At 67.7% G+C, this 17,639-nt stretch carries 16 protein-coding genes; 8 read left to right on the top strand and 8 right to left on the bottom strand.

Annotation, left to right across the window (positions count from 1 at the left end):
• Positions 1 to 54: 54 nt before the first annotated feature.
• Positions 55 to 1,374, bottom strand: coding sequence for an MFS transporter (locus H3H55_RS18520; RefSeq protein ID WP_193102055.1), 1,320 nt, complete (start codon positions 1,372 to 1,374; stop codon positions 55 to 57).
• Between the two features lie 151 nt (positions 1,375 to 1,525).
• On the opposite strand from H3H55_RS18520, the gene H3H55_RS18515 reads away from it, so the two are divergent.
• Positions 1,526 to 2,512, top strand: a complete 987-nt coding sequence (locus H3H55_RS18515) for a LysR family transcriptional regulator (protein ID WP_193102054.1) — start codon at positions 1,526 to 1,528, stop codon at positions 2,510 to 2,512.
• 150 nt (positions 2,513 to 2,662) lie between these two features.
• Here H3H55_RS18515 and H3H55_RS18510 read toward each other — a convergent pair whose 3' ends face one another.
• Entirely contained in the window at positions 2,663 to 3,778 is a 1,116-nt protein-coding gene (locus H3H55_RS18510; RefSeq protein ID WP_193099700.1) for a succinylglutamate desuccinylase/aspartoacylase family protein, read from the bottom strand.
• A gap of 56 nt (positions 3,779 to 3,834) precedes the next feature.
• Positions 3,835 to 4,608, bottom strand: coding sequence for a transporter substrate-binding domain-containing protein (locus H3H55_RS18505; protein ID WP_193099699.1), 774 nt, complete (start codon positions 4,606 to 4,608; stop codon positions 3,835 to 3,837).
• A 136-nt stretch (positions 4,609 to 4,744) separates the two neighbouring features.
• Here H3H55_RS18505 and H3H55_RS18500 point away from each other — a divergent pair, with 136 nt between their 5' ends.
• Positions 4,745 to 5,665, top strand: coding sequence for a LysR family transcriptional regulator (locus tag H3H55_RS18500; protein ID WP_193099698.1), 921 nt, complete (start codon positions 4,745 to 4,747; stop codon positions 5,663 to 5,665).
• A 42-nt stretch (positions 5,666 to 5,707) separates the two neighbouring features.
• On the opposite strand, the gene H3H55_RS18495 is transcribed toward H3H55_RS18500, so the two are convergent.
• The 4 genes from H3H55_RS18495 to H3H55_RS18480 form a co-directional block, all read right to left on the bottom strand.
• On the bottom strand, positions 5,708 to 7,039 hold the full coding sequence (locus H3H55_RS18495; protein ID WP_193099697.1) for an MFS transporter: 1,332 nt from the start codon (positions 7,037 to 7,039) through the stop codon (positions 5,708 to 5,710).
• A 59-nt stretch (positions 7,040 to 7,098) separates the two neighbouring features.
• Positions 7,099 to 8,289 (bottom strand): M20 aminoacylase family protein, encoded by a 1,191-nt coding sequence (locus H3H55_RS18490; protein WP_193099696.1) that lies wholly within the window; start codon positions 8,287 to 8,289, stop codon positions 7,099 to 7,101.
• 257 nt (positions 8,290 to 8,546) lie between these two features.
• Positions 8,547 to 9,419, bottom strand: coding sequence for an SDR family NAD(P)-dependent oxidoreductase (locus H3H55_RS18485; RefSeq protein WP_048245927.1), 873 nt, complete (start codon positions 9,417 to 9,419; stop codon positions 8,547 to 8,549).
• A gap of 144 nt (positions 9,420 to 9,563) precedes the next feature.
• Complete coding sequence (locus H3H55_RS18480; protein WP_193099695.1) at positions 9,564 to 10,142, bottom strand: TetR/AcrR family transcriptional regulator; 579 nt, start codon at positions 10,140 to 10,142, stop codon at positions 9,564 to 9,566.
• Between the two features lie 202 nt (positions 10,143 to 10,344).
• Here H3H55_RS18480 and zwf point away from each other — a divergent pair, with 202 nt between their 5' ends.
• On the top strand, positions 10,345 to 11,820 hold the full coding sequence (gene zwf / locus H3H55_RS18475; protein WP_193099694.1) for a glucose-6-phosphate dehydrogenase: 1,476 nt from the start codon (positions 10,345 to 10,347) through the stop codon (positions 11,818 to 11,820).
• Positions 11,821 to 11,916: 96 nt separating this feature from the next.
• On the opposite strand, the gene H3H55_RS18470 is transcribed toward zwf, so the two are convergent.
• On the bottom strand, positions 11,917 to 12,858 hold the full coding sequence (locus tag H3H55_RS18470; protein WP_048245930.1) for a LysR family transcriptional regulator: 942 nt from the start codon (positions 12,856 to 12,858) through the stop codon (positions 11,917 to 11,919).
• A gap of 101 nt (positions 12,859 to 12,959) precedes the next feature.
• On the opposite strand from H3H55_RS18470, the gene H3H55_RS18465 reads away from it, so the two are divergent.
• From H3H55_RS18465 to H3H55_RS18445, 5 genes are all read left to right on the top strand, one after another.
• Positions 12,960 to 14,162: an MFS transporter gene (locus H3H55_RS18465; RefSeq protein WP_193099693.1), complete on the top strand. Its 1,203-nt coding sequence runs from the start codon at positions 12,960 to 12,962 to the stop codon at positions 14,160 to 14,162.
• A gap of 29 nt (positions 14,163 to 14,191) precedes the next feature.
• Positions 14,192 to 14,515 (top strand): MoaF-related domain-containing protein, encoded by a 324-nt coding sequence (locus H3H55_RS18460; RefSeq protein ID WP_193099692.1) that lies wholly within the window; start codon positions 14,192 to 14,194, stop codon positions 14,513 to 14,515.
• A gap of 13 nt (positions 14,516 to 14,528) precedes the next feature.
• Positions 14,529 to 15,479, top strand: a complete 951-nt coding sequence (locus tag H3H55_RS18455) for a TIGR03571 family LLM class oxidoreductase (protein ID WP_193099691.1) — start codon at positions 14,529 to 14,531, stop codon at positions 15,477 to 15,479.
• 151 nt (positions 15,480 to 15,630) lie between these two features.
• Positions 15,631 to 16,437 carry a 2,5-didehydrogluconate reductase DkgB gene (dkgB, locus tag H3H55_RS18450; RefSeq protein WP_193099690.1) on the top strand — a complete coding sequence of 269 codons (807 nt, stop codon included), beginning with the start codon at positions 15,631 to 15,633 and terminating at the stop codon, positions 16,435 to 16,437.
• A gap of 71 nt (positions 16,438 to 16,508) precedes the next feature.
• Positions 16,509 to 17,624 (top strand): alkene reductase, encoded by a 1,116-nt coding sequence (locus tag H3H55_RS18445; protein WP_193099689.1) that lies wholly within the window; start codon positions 16,509 to 16,511, stop codon positions 17,622 to 17,624.
• Positions 17,625 to 17,639: the final 15 nt, after the last annotated feature.

Genomic DNA, 17,639 nt, shown 5'->3' with positions numbered 1-17,639 from the left:
AATAAGCGGTCGATGCGCCGCGATGGATGTCGGGATGCGTGAAGGCCCGCGATGTCAGGCTGTCGCCAAGGCGTCGCGGGGCGCGGGAAGCCGGTTCGCCACCAGTACCGCGGCGCCCGCGACAAGCAGCGCGACCATGACCAGCAGTCCGGCTGCCATGCTGCCGGTCGCCGAGCGGATCGCACCGATGATGGTCGGACTCAGGAAGCCGCCGATCAGGCCGATCGTATTGATCAGGGCGATGCCGCCCGCGGCGGCGTTGCCCTTCAGGTATTGCGACGGGATCGCCCAGAACACCGTGTAGGCGGTCCAGATCATCGCCGTGGCGATCGTCATGCTGATCAGCGAGACGGCGAGGTTGCCGTTCGCGGCCGTCGCCGCAGCCAACGCAATCGCGCCGATCAGGGCGGGCACCGCGCTGTGAAGACGGCGCTCGCCGCGGCGGTCCGACCGGCGACCGATGACGACCATCGCGATCGCGGCGCAGACGTACGGGATCATCGAGTAAAGGCCGATCTGCATGGTATCGGTCACGCCGTCGGCCTTGAGGATCGACGGCAGCCAGAAACTCACCGCGTAGATGCCGCAGATGATCGTGAAGTACGCAAACGCCAGCAGGTACACGCGCAGGTCGCGCACCACCTGCCCGAACGAGTGATGACCCGCGCCGGGCGTGTGCAGGTCGGCGGCGAGCATCCGCTTCTCGTCGTCGGTCAGCCATGCCGCGTCGGCCGGCCGGTCGGACAGCTCCTTGAGTGCGAGCGCGCCGAGCAGCACGCATGGCAGGCCTTCGACGACGAACATCCACTGCCAGCCGGCCAGGCCGTGGGCGCCGGACAGCCCGGTCATCAGCCACGCCGACAGCGGCGACCCGAAGATGCCGCCGATCGGGCCGGCCAGCATGACGACCGCCATCACACTGGCCATGCGGCGCTGACCGTACCAGTAGGTCAGGTAGAAGATCATGCCGGGTGCGAAGCCGGCCTCGAACACGCCGAGCAGGAAGCGCATCGCGTAGAACGTGGTCTCGTCATGGACGAACATCATGCCCGCCGAGGTCAGGCCCCATAGCACCATGATCCGGCTGATGGTCTTGCGTGCACCGATCCTCGGCAGCAGAAGGTTGCTCGGGATCTCGAACAGGACGTAGCCGAGAAAGAAGATGCCCGCGCCGAGTCCGTACACCGCATCGGAAAAACCCAGGTCGCTCTGCATGGCGAGCTTGGCGAACCCGATGTTCACGCGATCGAGATAAGCGAACGTATAGCAGAGCAGCAGGAACGGCAGCAGGCGCCAGTTCAGCTTGCGGTACAGCGCCTGATGGGCCGGGCTGTCGATCGCGACCGGGTCTTGAGGGGATGGAATGGCGGACATGCGCTCTCCTTTAGGGCGTATTGCTTCGAATCCCGCATCGATGTTCGAATCTGTTCGAATCGTCGAGGAGACGAAAAAGCAGCGCAAGAGCAACCTAAGCGAGTTATTGTTGCTCAACAAGCAACACTTCACCGGCAACCGGACCGACACGATGCGCGAACTGAACCAGCGCCGCTTGCGCTATTTCCACGAAGTCCTGACGCATGGCTCCATCCGCGGCGCGGCCGACAGCATCAACACGTCGCCGTCCGTCATCACGCGGCAGATCCGGTTGCTCGAGGAAGAAATCGGGGCCTCGCTGTTCGAGCGCCAGCCTCGCGGCGTACAGCCGACCGAGGCCGCGGCGCACCTGCTCGAGTACTGGCGCGGCTGCCGCTCCCAGCAGGAACTGTTCGAAGACCGCTTGCAGGCACTGCGCGGGCTGCAACACGGCCAGATCCGCATCGCCACCAGCGAAGGCTATATCGACTGCCTGATGGACGAGGTGCTCACCGATTTTTGCGCACGCTATCCGAAGCTCGACGTCACCGTCGATATCCTTCCGGTCAGCAAACTGCTCCAGGAAGTCGCCGAAAGCCGCGCGCATATCGGCCTCGCCTACAATCCCCCGGCGCATCCGGATATCGAGTACGTCGCCACCTCGCCGCAGCCGGTGGTGGCGCTCGTCCATCCCGGCCACCCGCTCGCCGTGCGGGGCCGACCGGTCGAGGTCCGCGAACTCACCGAGTATCCGCTCGCGCTGATGCCGCCCGCGTTCGGTCTCGGACAAGCCGTGCAGATGCTCGCCTACGCGGAGAACCTCCAGATCCACCCGACGCTCACCACCAACTCGCTTGCCGTGCTGCGCCACTTCGTCAAGCGCAACAACGGCGTCACGCTGCTCGCCGCCTTCGCTGCGTATCGGGAACTGGAGACCGGCGAACTCGTCGCACTACCCGTCGCGCATCCATTGCTCGAGGCGGCCAACGCGCGGCTGCTGGTCAAGGCGGGACGGACACTCGGCGTGGCAGCCGATACGTTGCTGCGCGGCATCCTTCGGGATATGAAGATGTTCTCGAACGCGGGCGGGCGCAAGGGCAAGACAACGGCGCGCGGCAAGGTCGGCAAGCGCGCCGCCGGGAATCACGGCGGGCCGTGACCCTCCCCGCTGACGATGCCGCTTGCCGCGCTGGCCATGGAAGGTCGGCCGACCCGGTGCAGGCCGGCATCGAGCGGCGAGTGATTATCTGAGGAACCCGAAATTTCTCGCCGGTTTCGCGCGAGTCAGGTTCGTCGCGCGTGCCACTCGTCAAGCCCCGAGCAACATCCCCTTGCGTACCGGCACCGTGCCCGTCACGCGACCGAGCGGCGCGCCGGCCGTCACGAAGCGGATCGCGCGGCGCATGTAGAACACGCCGTCGGTCGCGCTCGAAATCGTCGTGATCGCATCCGTCAGCGGATCGACGATATCGAACAGCGGATCGCCGGCGCGGATCGTCGCGCCGACCGCCGCGCGGTGCACGAGGATCCCGCTCACCGGCGCATAGAACTGCTCGCTGCCCGCGAGCGGCGTGGCCGGCGCGGCCAGTGGCGGCAACGGCGTGCGTTCGCCGCGCACCGCGCCGCACCACACGAGATAATCGACGAGCGCGGCGGCGTCACGCTCCGCGTATTCATACGTCACGTCGCGCTGGCCGCGGCATTCGACCGTCACGGCGACGGTGCCGGCCGCCATCGGCGTGCCTTCCGGCAGATGCTGTCGCAATTGCGACCACAGCAGGTGATGCGCATCGTCGAACGCATGGCCGCCGGAATCCTCGGCGAGCAGCGACACCTCCGCGCCGAGATAACGCGCCAGCGGTTCGACTTCCGGCCACGCGGTGTCGCTCGTGTACACATGCATCACCGCTTCGAGCGAGCAATGCAGGTCGATCACGACGTCGGCGTCATGCGACAGCTTCAGCAGCGCGAGCTGCAACGCATCGAATTCGGTGCGCGGCGCGATGTCGTCGAGCGCCGCGCCGACGCATTCGCGCACGATCGCGCGATTGCGCACGCCATCATCGCCAAGCCGGTCGCGCGTTCGCGCGGCGATCTCCGCGAGCGGCAGGAAGCCGCGATTGAAGTTGCGGCCGCTCGCCAGGTCGAAACGGCCGATGAATTGCCCGAGCAGATGATGATTGAGGCCGACCGGGTTCGACACCGGCACGAGCACGATCTCGGCCGCGAGCCGGCCCTCCGCGTCGAGCTGCGCGAGACGCTGCTTCAGCACGAACGCCGCGAGCATCGCGGGCGTCTCGTCCGCGTGCAGCGCGGCCTGCAGGTAGATCTTGCGGCCAGTAGCGGCCGGCCCGAAATGAAAGCTCGTCAGCGTGCGCTGCGTGCCGATCGACGGCGACAGGAGCGGCGTGGTGCGAATCTGCATCGATGGTCTCGAACGGATGAGAGCGGGGAAATCGGGTGAATCGAACTGCACGGCGTTCAGTCGCCGTACGGGTTGAAATCGAAGTACTGCTTCGCGATCCGGTCGTACGTGCCGTCCTTCAGCATCGACGCGATCGCGCCGTCGATCGACGCCTTGAGCACCGTATCGGACTGTCGCATGCCAATGCCGACGCCGCGATCGCCCATGTCGAGCGGCGCGCCGACGAACGCGAAGCCCTTGCCCCTCGGCTGGCGCAGGAACCCGTAGTCGGCTTCCACCGTGCCGAGCAGCGCCGCGTCGAGGCGGCCGTTGACGAGATCGGCGAACACGTCGTCCTGGCTCTTGTACGGCACCACGCTGACGCCGGCCGGCGCCCAGTGCGCGAGCGCCCACGATTCGAACTGCGTGCCCGACTGCACGCCGACCCGCTTGCCGGCCAGCGACGCCGTCGTGCTGCCGAGCCCGAGTTCGGGCCGCGCGACGAGCCGCGACTTGAAGCGGAACAGCTTCGACGAGAACAGGATCTGCTTCTCGCGCTTCTCGGTGATCGCCATCGACGACAGGATCGCGTCAATCTTGCGCGCCTGCAGCGCGGGAATCATCCCGGAGAATTCGAGTTCGACCCACTGGCAGCGCAACTGCGCGCGGCGGCAGATCTCATTGCCGAGATCGACGTCGAAGCCCTTCAGGCTGCCGTCGGGTGCTTTCGCGTCCATCGGCGGATAGGTCGGGTCGATACCGAGGCGCACGACGTGCGCGTCGAGCGCGCTGGCGGACGTGGCCACCAAGCCAAGGCACAGGGAAACGAGCGGGACGAGGAAGCGTTTCATGGTCGACGGAAGGCAGGACGGTGGGCAAGCGGCATGAGCCGGACTGCCTGCGATCGTAGTGCGCGAACGCCGCCGCCGGAATCGCCTGCTGCCTTATCATGATCACCATTTCCGATCACCGGCATCGCGCTTGCCCATGGCGTTCACGCTATCCCAGCTTCGCATCTTCCAGGCCGTCGTCGAGCACGGCAGCCTGCGCGCCGCGGCGCGCGCGCTCGATCTCGCGCAAAGCGGCGTCACGCAGCAGTTGCAAAGCCTCGAGGCGACGCTCGGCGCGACGCTGTTCACGCGCACCAATCGCGGGATCGTGCCGACGGCCGTCGGCCAGCGCCTGCTCGCGCGCTCCGGGTCGATCCTCGGCGAATGCGAGCAGGTCGAGCGGGAAATCCGGCAGTTGAGCGGCGCGTACGAAGGCACCGTCACGCTCGGCCTCGTCGCCGAGCCGTTGATCGACGCGTTCGCGCCCGTGCTGACCGCGTTCCGCGCGCGCTTCGACAGGGTCGACGTGCACCTGCGCACCGGCACGTCGCGGATGATGATCGGCTGGTTGCGGGAAAGCGCGGTCGATTTCGCGATCGCGCTCGTCGCGAAGCAGACCGATACGACCGATCTCGCGGTCACGCCGCTGCATGCGTCGGCGCCGGTGGTCGTGTGCCGCAACGGCCATCCGGCGATGCACGCGCAATCGCTCACGGAACTGGCCGGCTACGGATGGGTCGCCACGCGCTCGCCGAACCTGAGCGCGGACCCGGTCGTCAACCGGCTGCTCGCGTACTTCGACGCGCACGGCCAGCCGCCGCCGAGGATCCTCGCAACCGTCGAAGGGATGTTCGAGACGCTGCAGCTCGTCACGCAGACCGATTGCCTGGCGCTCGAAACCGAAGCCATCACGCGGCACGGGCCGTTCGCCGGCGTGCTCGCGAAGGTGCCCGTGCGCGAGCAGGCCGATTCGCAGGACGTCTGCCTGCTGCAGCGCGCGGCCGTGCCGCTGACGCCGGCCGCGCAGGAACTGGCGACGATGCTCGCGTCGTACCTGAGGATGGTGCGCGGGCGGTAAGCGCGTATTGCCGCCCGCCTCCGCCGCCCGCTACGCCGCGCGTCAGTCCGCCGCTTCCCGCGCTGTCTCGCGCAGCATCGCAACGGCAATCAGCGACAGCACCACGCACGCGGCCACGTAACCGGCCGGCGCGAGCTTGCTGCCGGTCGTCTTCACGAGCCAGGTCGCGATGAGCTGCGCGGTGCCGCCGAAGATCGTCACCGCGAGCGCATAGGCGATCGAGATGCCCGTCGCACGCACGTGACGCGGCAGCGATTCGCACATCAGCGCCATTTCCGACGCCGAGCCGAGCGAATAGAACAGCAGCATCAGCGCGGTCAGCGGCAGGATCACCGACAGCGTCGGATGATGGTTCATCAGCCAGAACGCCGGGAACAGCAGCGCGACCAGCACGCCGCGGCCGACGAAGATCGGCAGGCGCCGGCTGCCGAGCTTGTCCGACAGCCAGCCGAACAGCGGGCACGTGACCAGCATCACGCAGCCCGACGCGACACCGACGAACATCGACAGCTTCATCGGCAGGCCGAGCGTGTGGATCGCGTAGGTCGGCATGTAGAAGGTCAGGATGTAGGTCGACACCGTGCCGCCCATCACCGTGAGCATCAGCAGCAGCACCGTGCGCGTGTGCTTCGAGAACAGCTCGTGCAGCACGCCGCGCTCGATCCCGTGATGGCTGTCGCCGGGCGCATCGTCCGCGAGCCGGCGGCGCAAATACATGCCGACCGGCGCGATCAGCACGCCGACCAGGAACGGCAGCCGCCAGCCCCAGCTTTCGAGCGCATCCTTCGTCATCGTGTTCGACAGCAGCGCCGCGAAACCCGAGCCCATCAGCGCGGCGCCGCCCTGCGTCGCAAGCTGCCAGCTCGCGCGGAACGCGCGGCGCGACTTGTCGCCCTGCTCCAGCAGCGTCGACGTCGCCGCGCCGAATTCGCCGCCCTGCGAGAAGCCCTGCATCAACCGCGCGAACACGACGAGCAAGGGGGCGGCCACGCCGGCCTGCGCATAGGTCGGCGCAATCGCGATCAGGCCCGTGCCGAGCGCCATCAGCATGATCGTCAGGTTCAGCGCGGCCTTGCGCCCCTTGCGGTCCGCATAGACGCCGAGCACGACGCTGCCGAGCGGCCGCGTGAAGAAGCCGGCGGCGAACGTCGCGACCGACAGCAGCAGCGACGTGGTCGGATCGCTCGACGGGAAGAACAGCTTGCCGATCAGCACCGCGAAGAAGCCGTACACGGTGAAATCGAAGAACTCCAGCCAGTTGCCGATCACGGCCGCCGCGATCGCGCCGCGTCGCGTGACGGCGGGTGCGCCGGTCGCACCGGCTCCGGCGGCCCCCGTCGACGCGGGGTGCAGCGCGAGATGGTCTTTCTGCATCGTTTTATTCTCCTCTCAAAGCGGCCGGAAGCGCCGGCCGCGCGCCACGCGCCGCGCGATCACTGCCCGAGGTATCGCTCCACGAGACGCGTCCAGAACGCCGCGCCGATCGGCAGGTTGCGGTCGTTGAAGTCGTATTTCGGGTTGTGCACCATGCACCCGTCCTCGCCTTCGCCGTTGCCGAGCCGCACGAACGAACCCGGGCGCTTCTGCAGCATGAACGCGAAATCCTCACTGCCCATCAGCAGGTCGGTCTGTTCGACCACATGCGCGTCGCCCACCAGTTCGCGCGCGACCTGCGCGGCGAAATCCGTTTCGGCATCCGTATTGACGACGACCGGGTAGCCTTCGATGTATTCGACGTTCGCGGTCGCGCCATAACTCGCGGCCTGCGTTTCGGCCAGCTCGACGATCCGGCGCTTGAGCAGCGCGCGCACGTCGGGGCTGAACGAGCGCACGCTGAGTTCGAGACGCGCGCCGTTCGGAATCACGTTGTTCGCGGTGCCCGCATGCATCGAGCCCACCGTGACGACCGCCGGCTGCGCGGGGTCGACGTTGCGCGCGACGATCGTCTGCAGCGCCATCACGATGCTCGCCGCGACGACGACCGGGTCGACCGTCAAGTGCGGCCGTGCGGCGTGCCCGCCGACGCCCTCGATCGTGATGATCGCCTTGTCGCCGGCCGACATGAACGGGCCGCGCCGCGTGAGAAACACGCCGGGCGCCGCGCCCGGATGGTTGTGCATGCCGAACACGGCGTCGCACGGGAAGCGTTCGAACAGGCCGTCGTCGATCATCTTCTTCGCGCCGCTGTCGACGCCGTGCTCTTCCGCCGGCTGGAAATACAGGTGCACGGTGCCGGAGAAGTTGCGTGTCTTCGCGAGATGCTGCGCGGCGCCGAGCAGCATCGTCGTGTGGCCGTCGTGGCCGCACGCGTGCATCTTGCCGTGCGTGCCGCTCGCATACGGCAGGCCGGTTGCCTCGACGATCGGCAGCGCATCCATGTCGGCGCGAATGCCGATGCTGCGCGGGCCGTCGCCCGCGCGCAGCGTGCCGACGACGCCCGTCTTGCCGACCCCGCGCGTCACCTGCCAGCCCCATTGCTCGAGCTTGTCCGCGACGAGCGCGGCCGTGTCGTGCTCTTCGTACGCAAGTTCGGGATGGTGGTGGATGTGGTGACGGATCTCGCGCAGCCCGCCGGCGGCGGGCATCAGATCCTCGATTTCGGTGAATCGGGTAGCGGTGGTCATCAAGGGGCTCCAGCTGTTTGTCTGCGCACGCCGGGGGAGCGTGCGGTAAAGCGAGCCACTATATCGAGCCGATATCCGTTCAATAAGATGCGGAATTTTTCACCGCGATAAGATTTTTTAATCAGGGTTAGTACGGGGGAGCGATCGTGTATCGCGCCCCGTCACGGTGGCCGATATCCGCTTGTCCGGCTGCTCGCATCGGAGTTGCCGTTACGCACGGCGCGCGCCGCTGCACGAGCGGTGCATGGCCGCGCTCGCTACACGCGCTTCAGCGCATCCAGCCCGGCCGGCAGCTTCGCATCCGGAAACTGCGTGGACAACGTCGTATCGCGCCACCGCGCCGCTTCTTCCGCGCGCTGCGTTTCGGCTTGCTCGCACACGAACAGCGCGTCGCCGCCGAGCAGCAGGCGCATCGGCACGTCGTCGCGACGCGACAGCTCGACGATCAGCTTCGCGATCCGCACCGGGTCGCCGATCTCATGGCCGCCGTATGCGCCGAGCAGTTCGAGAATCTTCCCGACCGACGGCTGATAGTCGGGCAGCATGCCGTCGATGCCGCGCTTCGCCTGCGCAGCCCAGTCGGTCCGCATCCCGCCCGGTTCGAGCGTGCAGACGCGCACGCCGAACGGCGCGACCTCTTTCGACAGCACGTCGCTGAACCCGCCGACCGCCCACTTCGCCGCCTGATACGCGGACAAGCCGGCCGTCGACGTGCGCCCGCCGACCGACGACACCTGGAAGATGTGGCCCGAGCGCTGCGCGCGCATCGACGGCAGCACCGCCCGCGTCAGGTTGACCACGCCGAACAGGTTCGTTTCGATCTGGTCGCGGAAATCATCGGCGCCCATCTGCTCGAACGGCGCCGTATGACCGTAACCCGCGTTGTTCACCAGCACGTCGATGCGGCCGAACCGTTCACGTGCCGCCGCCACGGCCTGCGCGGCCGCCGCCTCGTCGGTGACGTCGAGCGCGATCGGCAGCAACCGGTCGCCGTAACGCTCGGCCAGGTCGGCAAGCCGTGACGTATCGCGCGCACCGGCCACCAGCCGGTCGCCCGCCGCCAGCACCGCTTCCGAAATCGCACGCCCCAGGCCGCGCGCGGCCCCTGTTAACAACCAGACTTTCGACATTTTCCTGCTCCTTGAAAAGAAAAATGAATGATTACTCACTCATTAATAACGACGATACGTGCGCGATTCGCGCGATGCATCGCTCTGCCAAAATCGTTCGGCTACACAGGCAATCCGGGCTTCACGCCCTCCTGCGCCGCCCGCTCACACCGCGTGCAGCACGGCCCACAACGCGCGAAACCCGGCTTCCCGGTACGCATCGGCCCGTGCCGGATCGCGCGCGACCGACTCCATCGCCGTTTCCGCGATCGACGTAAACAGCGCCGCGCAGAACGCGTGCGCTTCGTCGGCCGTCAACCCGCGCGACGCGACGATCTGCTCCTGCAGCAGCGAGCGGATCGTGCCGAAGCCTTCGGCCCCGGCCGCGCGATGCGCGTCGTCGATACGCCCGCTCACGCCGAGCTGCTGCAGCGCACGCCGCCCGGCCGGATTCTCGACGCCCCACGACACGTAACCGTTCCACGCATGCCGCACGGCCTGGTCGGCCGGTGCGCCTTCCGGAAACCCGGTCATCATCGCGTCGCGCATCTCGGCCTTCAGGCTCACGTACAGCGCGTTCAGCAATGCGTCCTTGGTCTCGAAATAGGTGAACACCGTGCCTTCCGCCACGCCGGCGAGCCGCGCGATGCGCGCGGTCGTCGCGGTTGCGCCGTCCTCGGCGAGCGCACGGGCGGCGGCGGCGAGGATGGCTTCGTGCTTGTCCGGACTGCGCGGTCGGGCCACGTTGGATTCCTTTAATGAGTGAGTGCTCAATCATAATCAAGACGACCGGGACGATGCAAGCCCTGTTACACATCGGGGGTACGCATACACAATCCATCAAAACCGTGCACTATTAGCGTTTTGCCGTACCGGCGCCGGCCAGCCGGCGCCTGATGCCATCGACGTTCGTTTCACGTTCACCGTTTCAAACCGCGAACCTTCCATGACGAATCAGCCTACCCAGACCGCGGCCGACCGGCCCGTCGACATGATCATTTTCGGCGGCGGCGGCGACCTGGCCGCCCGCAAGCTGTTGCCCGCGCTGTATATGGCGCACCTGCACTGCAACCTTCCGCCCGAGACGCGCATCATCGCCGTCGGCCGCCGCGACTGGGGCATCGACGGCTATCGCAAGTTCATGGACGAGCAATCGCGCCCGTTCATCGACGAGAAGGCGTTCGACGCCGAAGCGTGGAGCCGTTTCCTCGACCTGTTCAAGTACGTGCTGATCGACGTGAACACGCCGGACGACTACCTGCGGCTCGCCGAAGCGGCGCGCGGCGATGCGATCCGCGTGTTCTACCTGTCGACGTCGCCGGAGCTGTTCACGACGATCTGCGACAACCTGTCGGCCGCGCGCCTCGTCGACGCGCGCTCGCGCGTCGTCCTCGAAAAGCCGCTGGGCCACGATCTCGCGTCCGCGAAGGCGATCAACGATGCGGTCGGCAAGCACTTCGAGGAATCGCAGATCTATCGGATCGACCACTATCTCGGCAAGGAAACCGTGCAGAACCTGATGGTGCTGCGCTTCGGCAACCCGATCTTCGGGCCGCTGTGGCAGGGGCCGAACATCCGCAGCGTGCAGATCACGGTGGCGGAAACGGTCGGCGTCGGCAGCCGCGCGGGCTTCTACGACCATACCGGCGCGCTGCGCGACATGGTGCAGAACCACCTGCTGCAGCTGTTGTGCATCGTCGCGATGGAGCCGCCCGTGTCGCTCGACCCGGACGCGGTGCGCGACGAGAAGCTGAAGGTGCTGCGCTCGTTGCGGCCGATGGCGCTGTCGGACGTCGCGCGCGACACGGTGCGCGGCCAGTACACGGCCGGCGCGGTCGACGGCCAGCCGGTCAAGGGCTATCTCGAGGAAGACAACGTGCCGGCGGACAGCCGCGCGGAAACCTTCGTCGCGCTGCGCGCGCACATCAACAACTGGCGCTGGGCGAACGTGCCGTTCTTCCTGCGCACGGGCAAGCGGCTGCAGCGCCGCCAGTCGGAAATCGTGATCGAGTTCGCGGACATGCCGTTCTCGATCATCCCGACCGGCCCGCGCCATTACGGCAACCGCCTCGTGATCCAGCTGCAGCCGGAAGAGTCGATCCAGCTGCAGATGCTCGCGAAGGAACCGGGCAGCGGGATGAACATGGTGCCCGTGAGCCTGAACCTCGACCTGCAGCAGGCGATTCCGGAGCGGCGCGCGGAAGCGTACGAACGGCTGCTGATCGACGTGATCCGCGGCCGCCTCACGCACTTCATGCGCCGCGACGAGCTCGAAGCCGCGTGGTCGTGGGTCGAGCCGATCCTCGACGGCTGGAAGCAGCTCGGCGACCGGCCGCGCCTGTACACGGCCGGCACGTTCGGGCCCGCGGCCTCGTCGGCGCTGCTCGCGCGCGACGGCATGTCCTGGTCCGAAGAAGCGTAACCGCAAGCAAAACGGCGTGCCGCCGCGCGGCACGCCGGCCCGATCGGGCCACCCGGGGCGGCACCCGCCCCGTCTTCCCCCGCAGGTCTGCCGCTGCTACCGCGGCCCCATCCACGCGGCCTTGCGCCGCGCCGGCGCATCGTTGCCGCTGCTGCCGCCCAGCACCTCGATCATGTAGTCGACGAACGACGCGATCCGCGACGAAATCGCGGTATTGCGGTAGTACACCGCATGGATCGGCTGCTCGACGTCGAGCGTCTGGCGCGCGAGCACCTGCACGAGCCGCCCCGTTTCGCGATCCTGCGCGGTCATGAAATCCGACAGGCAGACGATGCCCGCGCCGTCCAGCGCGAGCTGCCGCAGCGTCTCGCCGCTCGACGACCAGATGCCCGGCTCGATGCGGCACGGCTCGCCGTCGGTGCCGAGGATCGGCCACACGTTCAGCGATTCGGGCTGCGTGAAGCCGAGCAGCGTGTGCTTGTCGAGATCCTCGACCTTGCGCGGCAGGCCGTGCGCTTCGACATACGCGGGGCTCGCGAGGATGCGCAGCCGGCTGTTGCCGATGCGCCGGCTGTGCAGCGTCGAATCCTTCAGCCGGCCGATCCGGATCGCGACGTCGGTGCGCCGCTCCAGCAGGTCGATGATGCCCTCGTTGCTGTTCAGCTCCAGCTCGACTTTCGGGAAGCGTTCGCGGTAGCCGCGCACGAGCGGCACGATCACGTGCAGCATGAACGGCGTCGCGGCGTCGACGCGCAGGCGCCCCGACGGCATCTCGCGCCGCGCGAGCATCTGCTCCTCCGCGTTCTCGACCGATTCGATGATCGCGCGTGCATCCTGCAGGAACGCGCGCCCTTCCTCGGTCAGTTCGAGCCGGCGCGTGGTCCGGCGCAGCAGCGTGGTCTTCAGCTTCTCCTCGAGCCGCGCGAGCGTGCGGCTCGCCGCCGATACGGTGACGTCGAGCTGCTGCGCGGCAGCGGTGATCGAGCCGGTGTCGACCACGGCGGCAAAGGCCTGGAGTTCGTCGAGCGTGATTTTCATTGTTGATCTGAAATCAAAACAATTTGGTTTATAGACCAGTTTTTCCGCAAAAGTAAAGGCGCCACACTGCGATCCATCGTCACTGGAACCTGGATCCCGCCATGCCCCTCGCCCTGCTTGCGCTGACCCTCAGCGCCTTTGCCATCGGCACCACCGAATTCGTGATCGTCGGGCTGATTCCGACGATCGGCGCCGACCTCGGCGTCAGCCTGCCGTCGGCCGGCCTGCTCGTCAGCCTGTATGCGCTGAGCGTCGCCATCGGCGCGCCGCTCCTCACCGCGCTCACCGGCCGCGTGCCGCGCAAGACGCTGCTCGCCGCGCTGATGGCGCTGTTCACCGTCGGCAACCTCGTCGCGTGGCAGGCGCCCGGCTACGAATCGCTGGTCGTCGCGCGCATCCTCACCGGCCTCGCGCACGGCGTGTTCTTCTCCGTCGGTTCGATCATCGCGACCACGCTGGTGCCGAAGGACAAGGCCGCCAGCGCGATCGCGACGATGTTCAGCGGGATGACCGTCGCGTTCGTCGCCGGCATTCCGCTCGGCACCTTCATCGGCCAGCACTTCGGCTGGCGCGCGACGTTCCTGATCGTCGCGCTGTTCGGCCTCGTCGCGTTCATTGGCGCGGTCGTGTTCGTGCCGCGCGGGCTGCCGCAAACGCCGCCGGCGCCGCTCGCCCGCCAGCTCCGCGTGCTCGCGCAGCCGCGCCTGCTGCTCGTGTATGCGATGACGGCCGTCGGCTACGGCGGCTCGCTGATCGCATTCACGTACATGGCGCCGCTGCTCGAACGGATCGCCGGCTTCACGCCGTCGCAGGTCAGCCTCGTGCTCGTCGGTTATGGCGTGTCGGTCGCGTTCGGCAACGTGTGGGGCGGCAAGCTCGCGGACGCGGTCGGCCCGGTGAAGGCGCTCAAGCGGATCTTCCTGCTGCTCGCGATCGTGCTGCTCGCCCTGACCTTCACGATCCACGTCAAATGGCTCGCCGTCCTGACGATGCTTGCGTGGGGCGCGGTCGCGTTCGGCAACGTGCCGGGGCTGCAGGTGTACGTGGTCAAGCAGGCACGCCACTTCGCGCCGGACGCCACCGACGTCGCATCGGGCTTCAACATCGCCGCGTTCAACCTCGGCGTCGCCGGCGGCTCGTCGCTCGGCGGCCTGATCGTCGCGCACGCCGGCCTCGGCCACACGCCATGGATCGCCGCGGTCGTCACGCTCGGCGCGTTCGCGCTCACCGCGCTGAGCGGCCGTCTCGACCGCCATCACGGGCTGCCGGCACGCACGGCCGAACCCGTCGAACTCGCCCATTGAACGCTACCCATTTGCAGGAGTTCACCAGCATGAACGCATCGACCCGACGTCCGCCGTTCGCGGGCAAGATCTTCGAAGTTCGTTACGACGGCCTCACCGCGCTCAACGCGTATGACGAGGATGGTCTTCACATGCGCTACGAAATCACCGAAGGCGCGTACGCCGGCGCGAAAGGCGAAGTCGTGTGCACGTGGCAGCACGTCGCCGGCGAGACCTATGTGATCTCGTGGCAGGAAGCCGACCGCGCGACGGTCGTGCACCTCGACGATTTCGCCGCCGGCACGTCGCGCGCGTTCTTCACCGCGTCGTCGCTCGATTTTCACCGGCTCGAAGGCAGCCTGCGCACGGTCTGAACGGAGCCCGACCATGCCCACTTCACTCGACACACTCGCCGACGGCGGCTTCAGCGTCGGCATCGAACTGCCGCTCGACAACGACTGGTCGCCGGCCGGCGACGCGAGGCGCCAGCGTGACGGCCGCCGCCCCGGCGTGCCCGACCTGGAAATCCACGCGGAGCTCGCGCAGCTGGCCGATACGCTCGGTTTCCGCGCACTCTGGGTGCGCGACGTACCGGTGTACGACCCGTCGTTCGGCGACGCCGCGCAGGTGTACGAAACGTTCTCGTATCTCGGTTACCTCGCCGGCATCACGCGCGACATCCTGCTCGGCACGGCGGCCGTCGTGCTGCCGCTGCGCGAGCCGCTGCTGACGCTGAAATCGGCCGCGACGATCCATGAACTGAGCGGCGGGCGCCTGCTGCTCGGCGTCGCGAGCGGCGACCGGCCCGTCGAATATCCGCTGTTCGGCCGCGATTTCGCGTCGCGCGGCGCGAACTTCCGCGACCAGGTCGCGCTGCTGCGCGACGGCGCGCGCGCTCACCTGCCGCCCGGTCTCGACGTGCTGCCCGCCGCCCGCTCGCCGGTGCCGCTGCTCGTCGCGGGCCTCGCGCAGCAGACGCCCGCATGGATCGGCGCACACATGGACGGCTGCCTCGCATATCCGGGCACGCCGGCCGACCACGCGCAGCGCGCCGCGAACTGGCGTGCGGTGGCCGGCGACAAGCCGTACGTGAGCTTCATCCACCTCGATCTCGCGGAAGACCCGCACGAGCCGTTGCAGCGGCACCGCTTCGGCGCCCGCGCGGGACGCGTCGCACTCGCGGAAGAACTCGCAGCGATGCGCGACGCGGGCGTGCGGCACATCGGCCTGCATTTCCGCCGCAACCGTCGCCCGCTCGACGAGACGATGGCCGAGATCGCAACGGACGTGCTGCCGGCGTTCCATCCGAACGCAAGCGCGAAAGCACGCTCGGCATGAGGCCGGCAGCGGCTCGCAGCAGCTCCGCGTCACGCTCTATATTTGATTTCAAATCAAATATTTTTGACCTCTGACGGCGTTTATCTCATCAGTCCGAAGCGCCAGAATGACTCACATACCGCAACCGCCCCCCTTCTCCCAGGAGCACACGATGAACAAGATTCCCGCATTCGGCCTCGGCACTTTCCGCCTGCAAGGCCAGGTCGTCATCGACTCGGTCCGCAACGGCCTCGACGTCGGCTACCGCGCGATCGACACCGCGCAGATCTACGGCAACGAAGCCGAAGTCGGCGCAGCGATCGCCGCGTCGGGCGTGCGCCGCGACGACCTGTTCCTGACCACCAAGATCTGGGTCGACAACTACGCACCGGACAAGCTCGTGCCGAGCCTCGAAGAGAGCCTGCGCAAGCTGCGCACCGATCATGTCGACCTAACGCTGATCCACTGGCCGGCCCCGGACAACGGCGTCGCGCTCGACACGTTCATGACCGCGCTCGCCGACGCTAAGGCGAAGGGCCTCACGCGCCGGATCGGCATCTCGAACTTCAACATCGAACTGACGAAACAAGCGATCGCGGCTGTCGGCAAGGACGCGATCGCGACGAACCAGATCGAACTGAGCCCGTACCTGCAGAACCGCAAGCTCGTCGAGTTCCTGAACGGCGAAGGCATCCACGTGACGTCGTACATGACGCTCGCATACGGCAAGGTGCTCGGCGACCCGGTGATCGGCGCGATCGCGCAACGTCATGACGCGACGCCCGCGCAGGTCGCACTCGCGTGGGCGCTGCGGCTCGGCTACTCGGTGATTCCGTCGTCGACGAAGCGCGAGAACCTCGCGAGCAACCTGCTCGCGCAGACGCTGCGCCTGACCGACGAAGACATGGCGCAGATCGCCGCGCTCGAACGCAACGGCCGCGAAGTCGACCCGGCCGGCCTCGCGCCGACGTGGGACTAAGCGCGCCGCCCGCCATTCGACATTGGAACCGTCCGCGGCCAGCCGGCCGCGGCACGCACAAGGACAACATCATGACCCAGGACCCGCTGTTTCAACCGCTTCGATTCGGCGCACTGACGCTGCCCAACCGCATCGTGATGCCGCCGATGACGCGTTCGCGCGCCACCCAACCCGGCGACGAAGCCAACGACCTGATGGCCGCGTATTACGCGCAGCGCGCGAGCGCCGGCCTGATCGTCAGCGAAGGCACGTATATCGCGCCGCTCGGCAAGGGCTACGCATGGACGCCCGGCATTCACACGCCGTCGCAGGTCGCCGGCTGGCGCAAGGTGACCGACGCCGTGCATGCCGCGCACGGCCGCATCTTCGCGCAGCTGTGGCACGTCGGCCGGCTGAGCCACACGAGCCTGCTCGGCGGCCGGCAACCCGTGTCGTCGTCGCCGCTCCAGGCGAAGGGCGTGAACGTGTTCGTCGCCGGTGAAGACGGCAGCACGCCGGGCTTCGTGCAGGCGTCCGAGCCGCGCGCGCTGACGATCGACGAAATCCGCGAGATCGTCGATCAGTACCGCGCCGCCGCGCGCAACGCGATCGAAGCCGGCTTCGACGGCGTCGAGCTGCACGGCGCGAATGGCTATCTCGTGAATCAGTTCATCGACTCGAACGCGAACACGCGCACCGACGCGTACGGCGGCTCGCTGGAAAACCGGCTGCGCTTCCTGCGCGAAGTCGCTCAGGCACTGATCGAAGGCACCGGCGACGCGTCGCGCGTCGGCATCCGCCTCGCGCCGCTGACCACGCTGAACGGCTGCGTCGACGACGATCCGGAAACGACCTACCTCGCCGCCGCGACGCTGCTCGGCAAACTCGGCGTCGGCTACCTGCACATCGCGGAAGCCGACTGGGACGACGCCCCGCTGATGCCGGTCGCATTCAAGCAGCAACTGCGCGCCGCGTACCCGGGCGTGCTGATCTACGCCGGCGCATACACCGCCGAGCGCGCACGCGAAGCGATCGCCGCCGGCTGGGCCGACCTCGTCGCATTCGGCCGCCCGTTCGTCGCGAACCCCGACCTGCCCGAGCGCCTGCGCACCGGTGCCACGCTCACGCCGCACGACCGCAACACGCTGTTCGGCGGCGGTGCGTCAGGCCTGACCGACTACCCGACGCTCGCGCAAGCCGCGGCGTGAACGCCCCACAGGAAT

The sequence above is a fragment of the Burkholderia sp. Z1 genome, from assembly GCF_014893795.1.
Taxonomy (GTDB): Bacteria; Pseudomonadota; Gammaproteobacteria; order Burkholderiales; family Burkholderiaceae; genus Burkholderia; species Burkholderia theae.
The sequence above is the reverse complement of the archived record's forward strand: the minus strand, read 5'-3'. Positions and strand labels throughout refer to the sequence as shown.

Excerpts from the sequence above, each read along its gene's own strand:
- H3H55_RS18515 (WP_193102054.1), top strand. The coding sequence starts at position 1,526 with ATGCGCGAACTGAACCAGCGCCGCTTGCGCTATTTCCACGAAGTCCTG.
- H3H55_RS18445 (WP_193099689.1), top strand. The coding sequence starts at position 16,509 with ATGACCCAGGACCCGCTGTTTCAACCGCTTCGATTCGGCGCACTGACG.
- H3H55_RS18510 (WP_193099700.1), bottom strand. The coding sequence starts at position 3,778 with ATGCAGATTCGCACCACGCCGCTCCTGTCGCCGTCGATCGGCACGCAG.
- H3H55_RS18520 (WP_193102055.1), bottom strand. The coding sequence starts at position 1,374 with ATGTCCGCCATTCCATCCCCTCAAGACCCGGTCGCGATCGACAGCCCG.
- H3H55_RS18455 (WP_193099691.1), top strand. The coding sequence starts at position 14,529 with ATGCCCACTTCACTCGACACACTCGCCGACGGCGGCTTCAGCGTCGGC.
- zwf (WP_193099694.1), top strand. The coding sequence starts at position 10,345 with ATGACGAATCAGCCTACCCAGACCGCGGCCGACCGGCCCGTCGACATG.
- H3H55_RS18470 (WP_048245930.1), bottom strand. The coding sequence starts at position 12,858 with ATGAAAATCACGCTCGACGAACTCCAGGCCTTTGCCGCCGTGGTCGAC.
- H3H55_RS18490 (WP_193099696.1), bottom strand. The coding sequence starts at position 8,289 with ATGACCACCGCTACCCGATTCACCGAAATCGAGGATCTGATGCCCGCC.
- dkgB (WP_193099690.1), top strand. The coding sequence starts at position 15,631 with ATGAACAAGATTCCCGCATTCGGCCTCGGCACTTTCCGCCTGCAAGGC.
- H3H55_RS18465 (WP_193099693.1), top strand. The coding sequence starts at position 12,960 with ATGCCCCTCGCCCTGCTTGCGCTGACCCTCAGCGCCTTTGCCATCGGC.
- H3H55_RS18495 (WP_193099697.1), bottom strand. The coding sequence starts at position 7,039 with ATGCAGAAAGACCATCTCGCGCTGCACCCCGCGTCGACGGGGGCCGCC.
- H3H55_RS18485 (WP_048245927.1), bottom strand. The coding sequence starts at position 9,419 with ATGTCGAAAGTCTGGTTGTTAACAGGGGCCGCGCGCGGCCTGGGGCGT.
- H3H55_RS18500 (WP_193099698.1), top strand. The coding sequence starts at position 4,745 with ATGGCGTTCACGCTATCCCAGCTTCGCATCTTCCAGGCCGTCGTCGAG.
- H3H55_RS18505 (WP_193099699.1), bottom strand. The coding sequence starts at position 4,608 with ATGAAACGCTTCCTCGTCCCGCTCGTTTCCCTGTGCCTTGGCTTGGTG.
- H3H55_RS18460 (WP_193099692.1), top strand. The coding sequence starts at position 14,192 with ATGAACGCATCGACCCGACGTCCGCCGTTCGCGGGCAAGATCTTCGAA.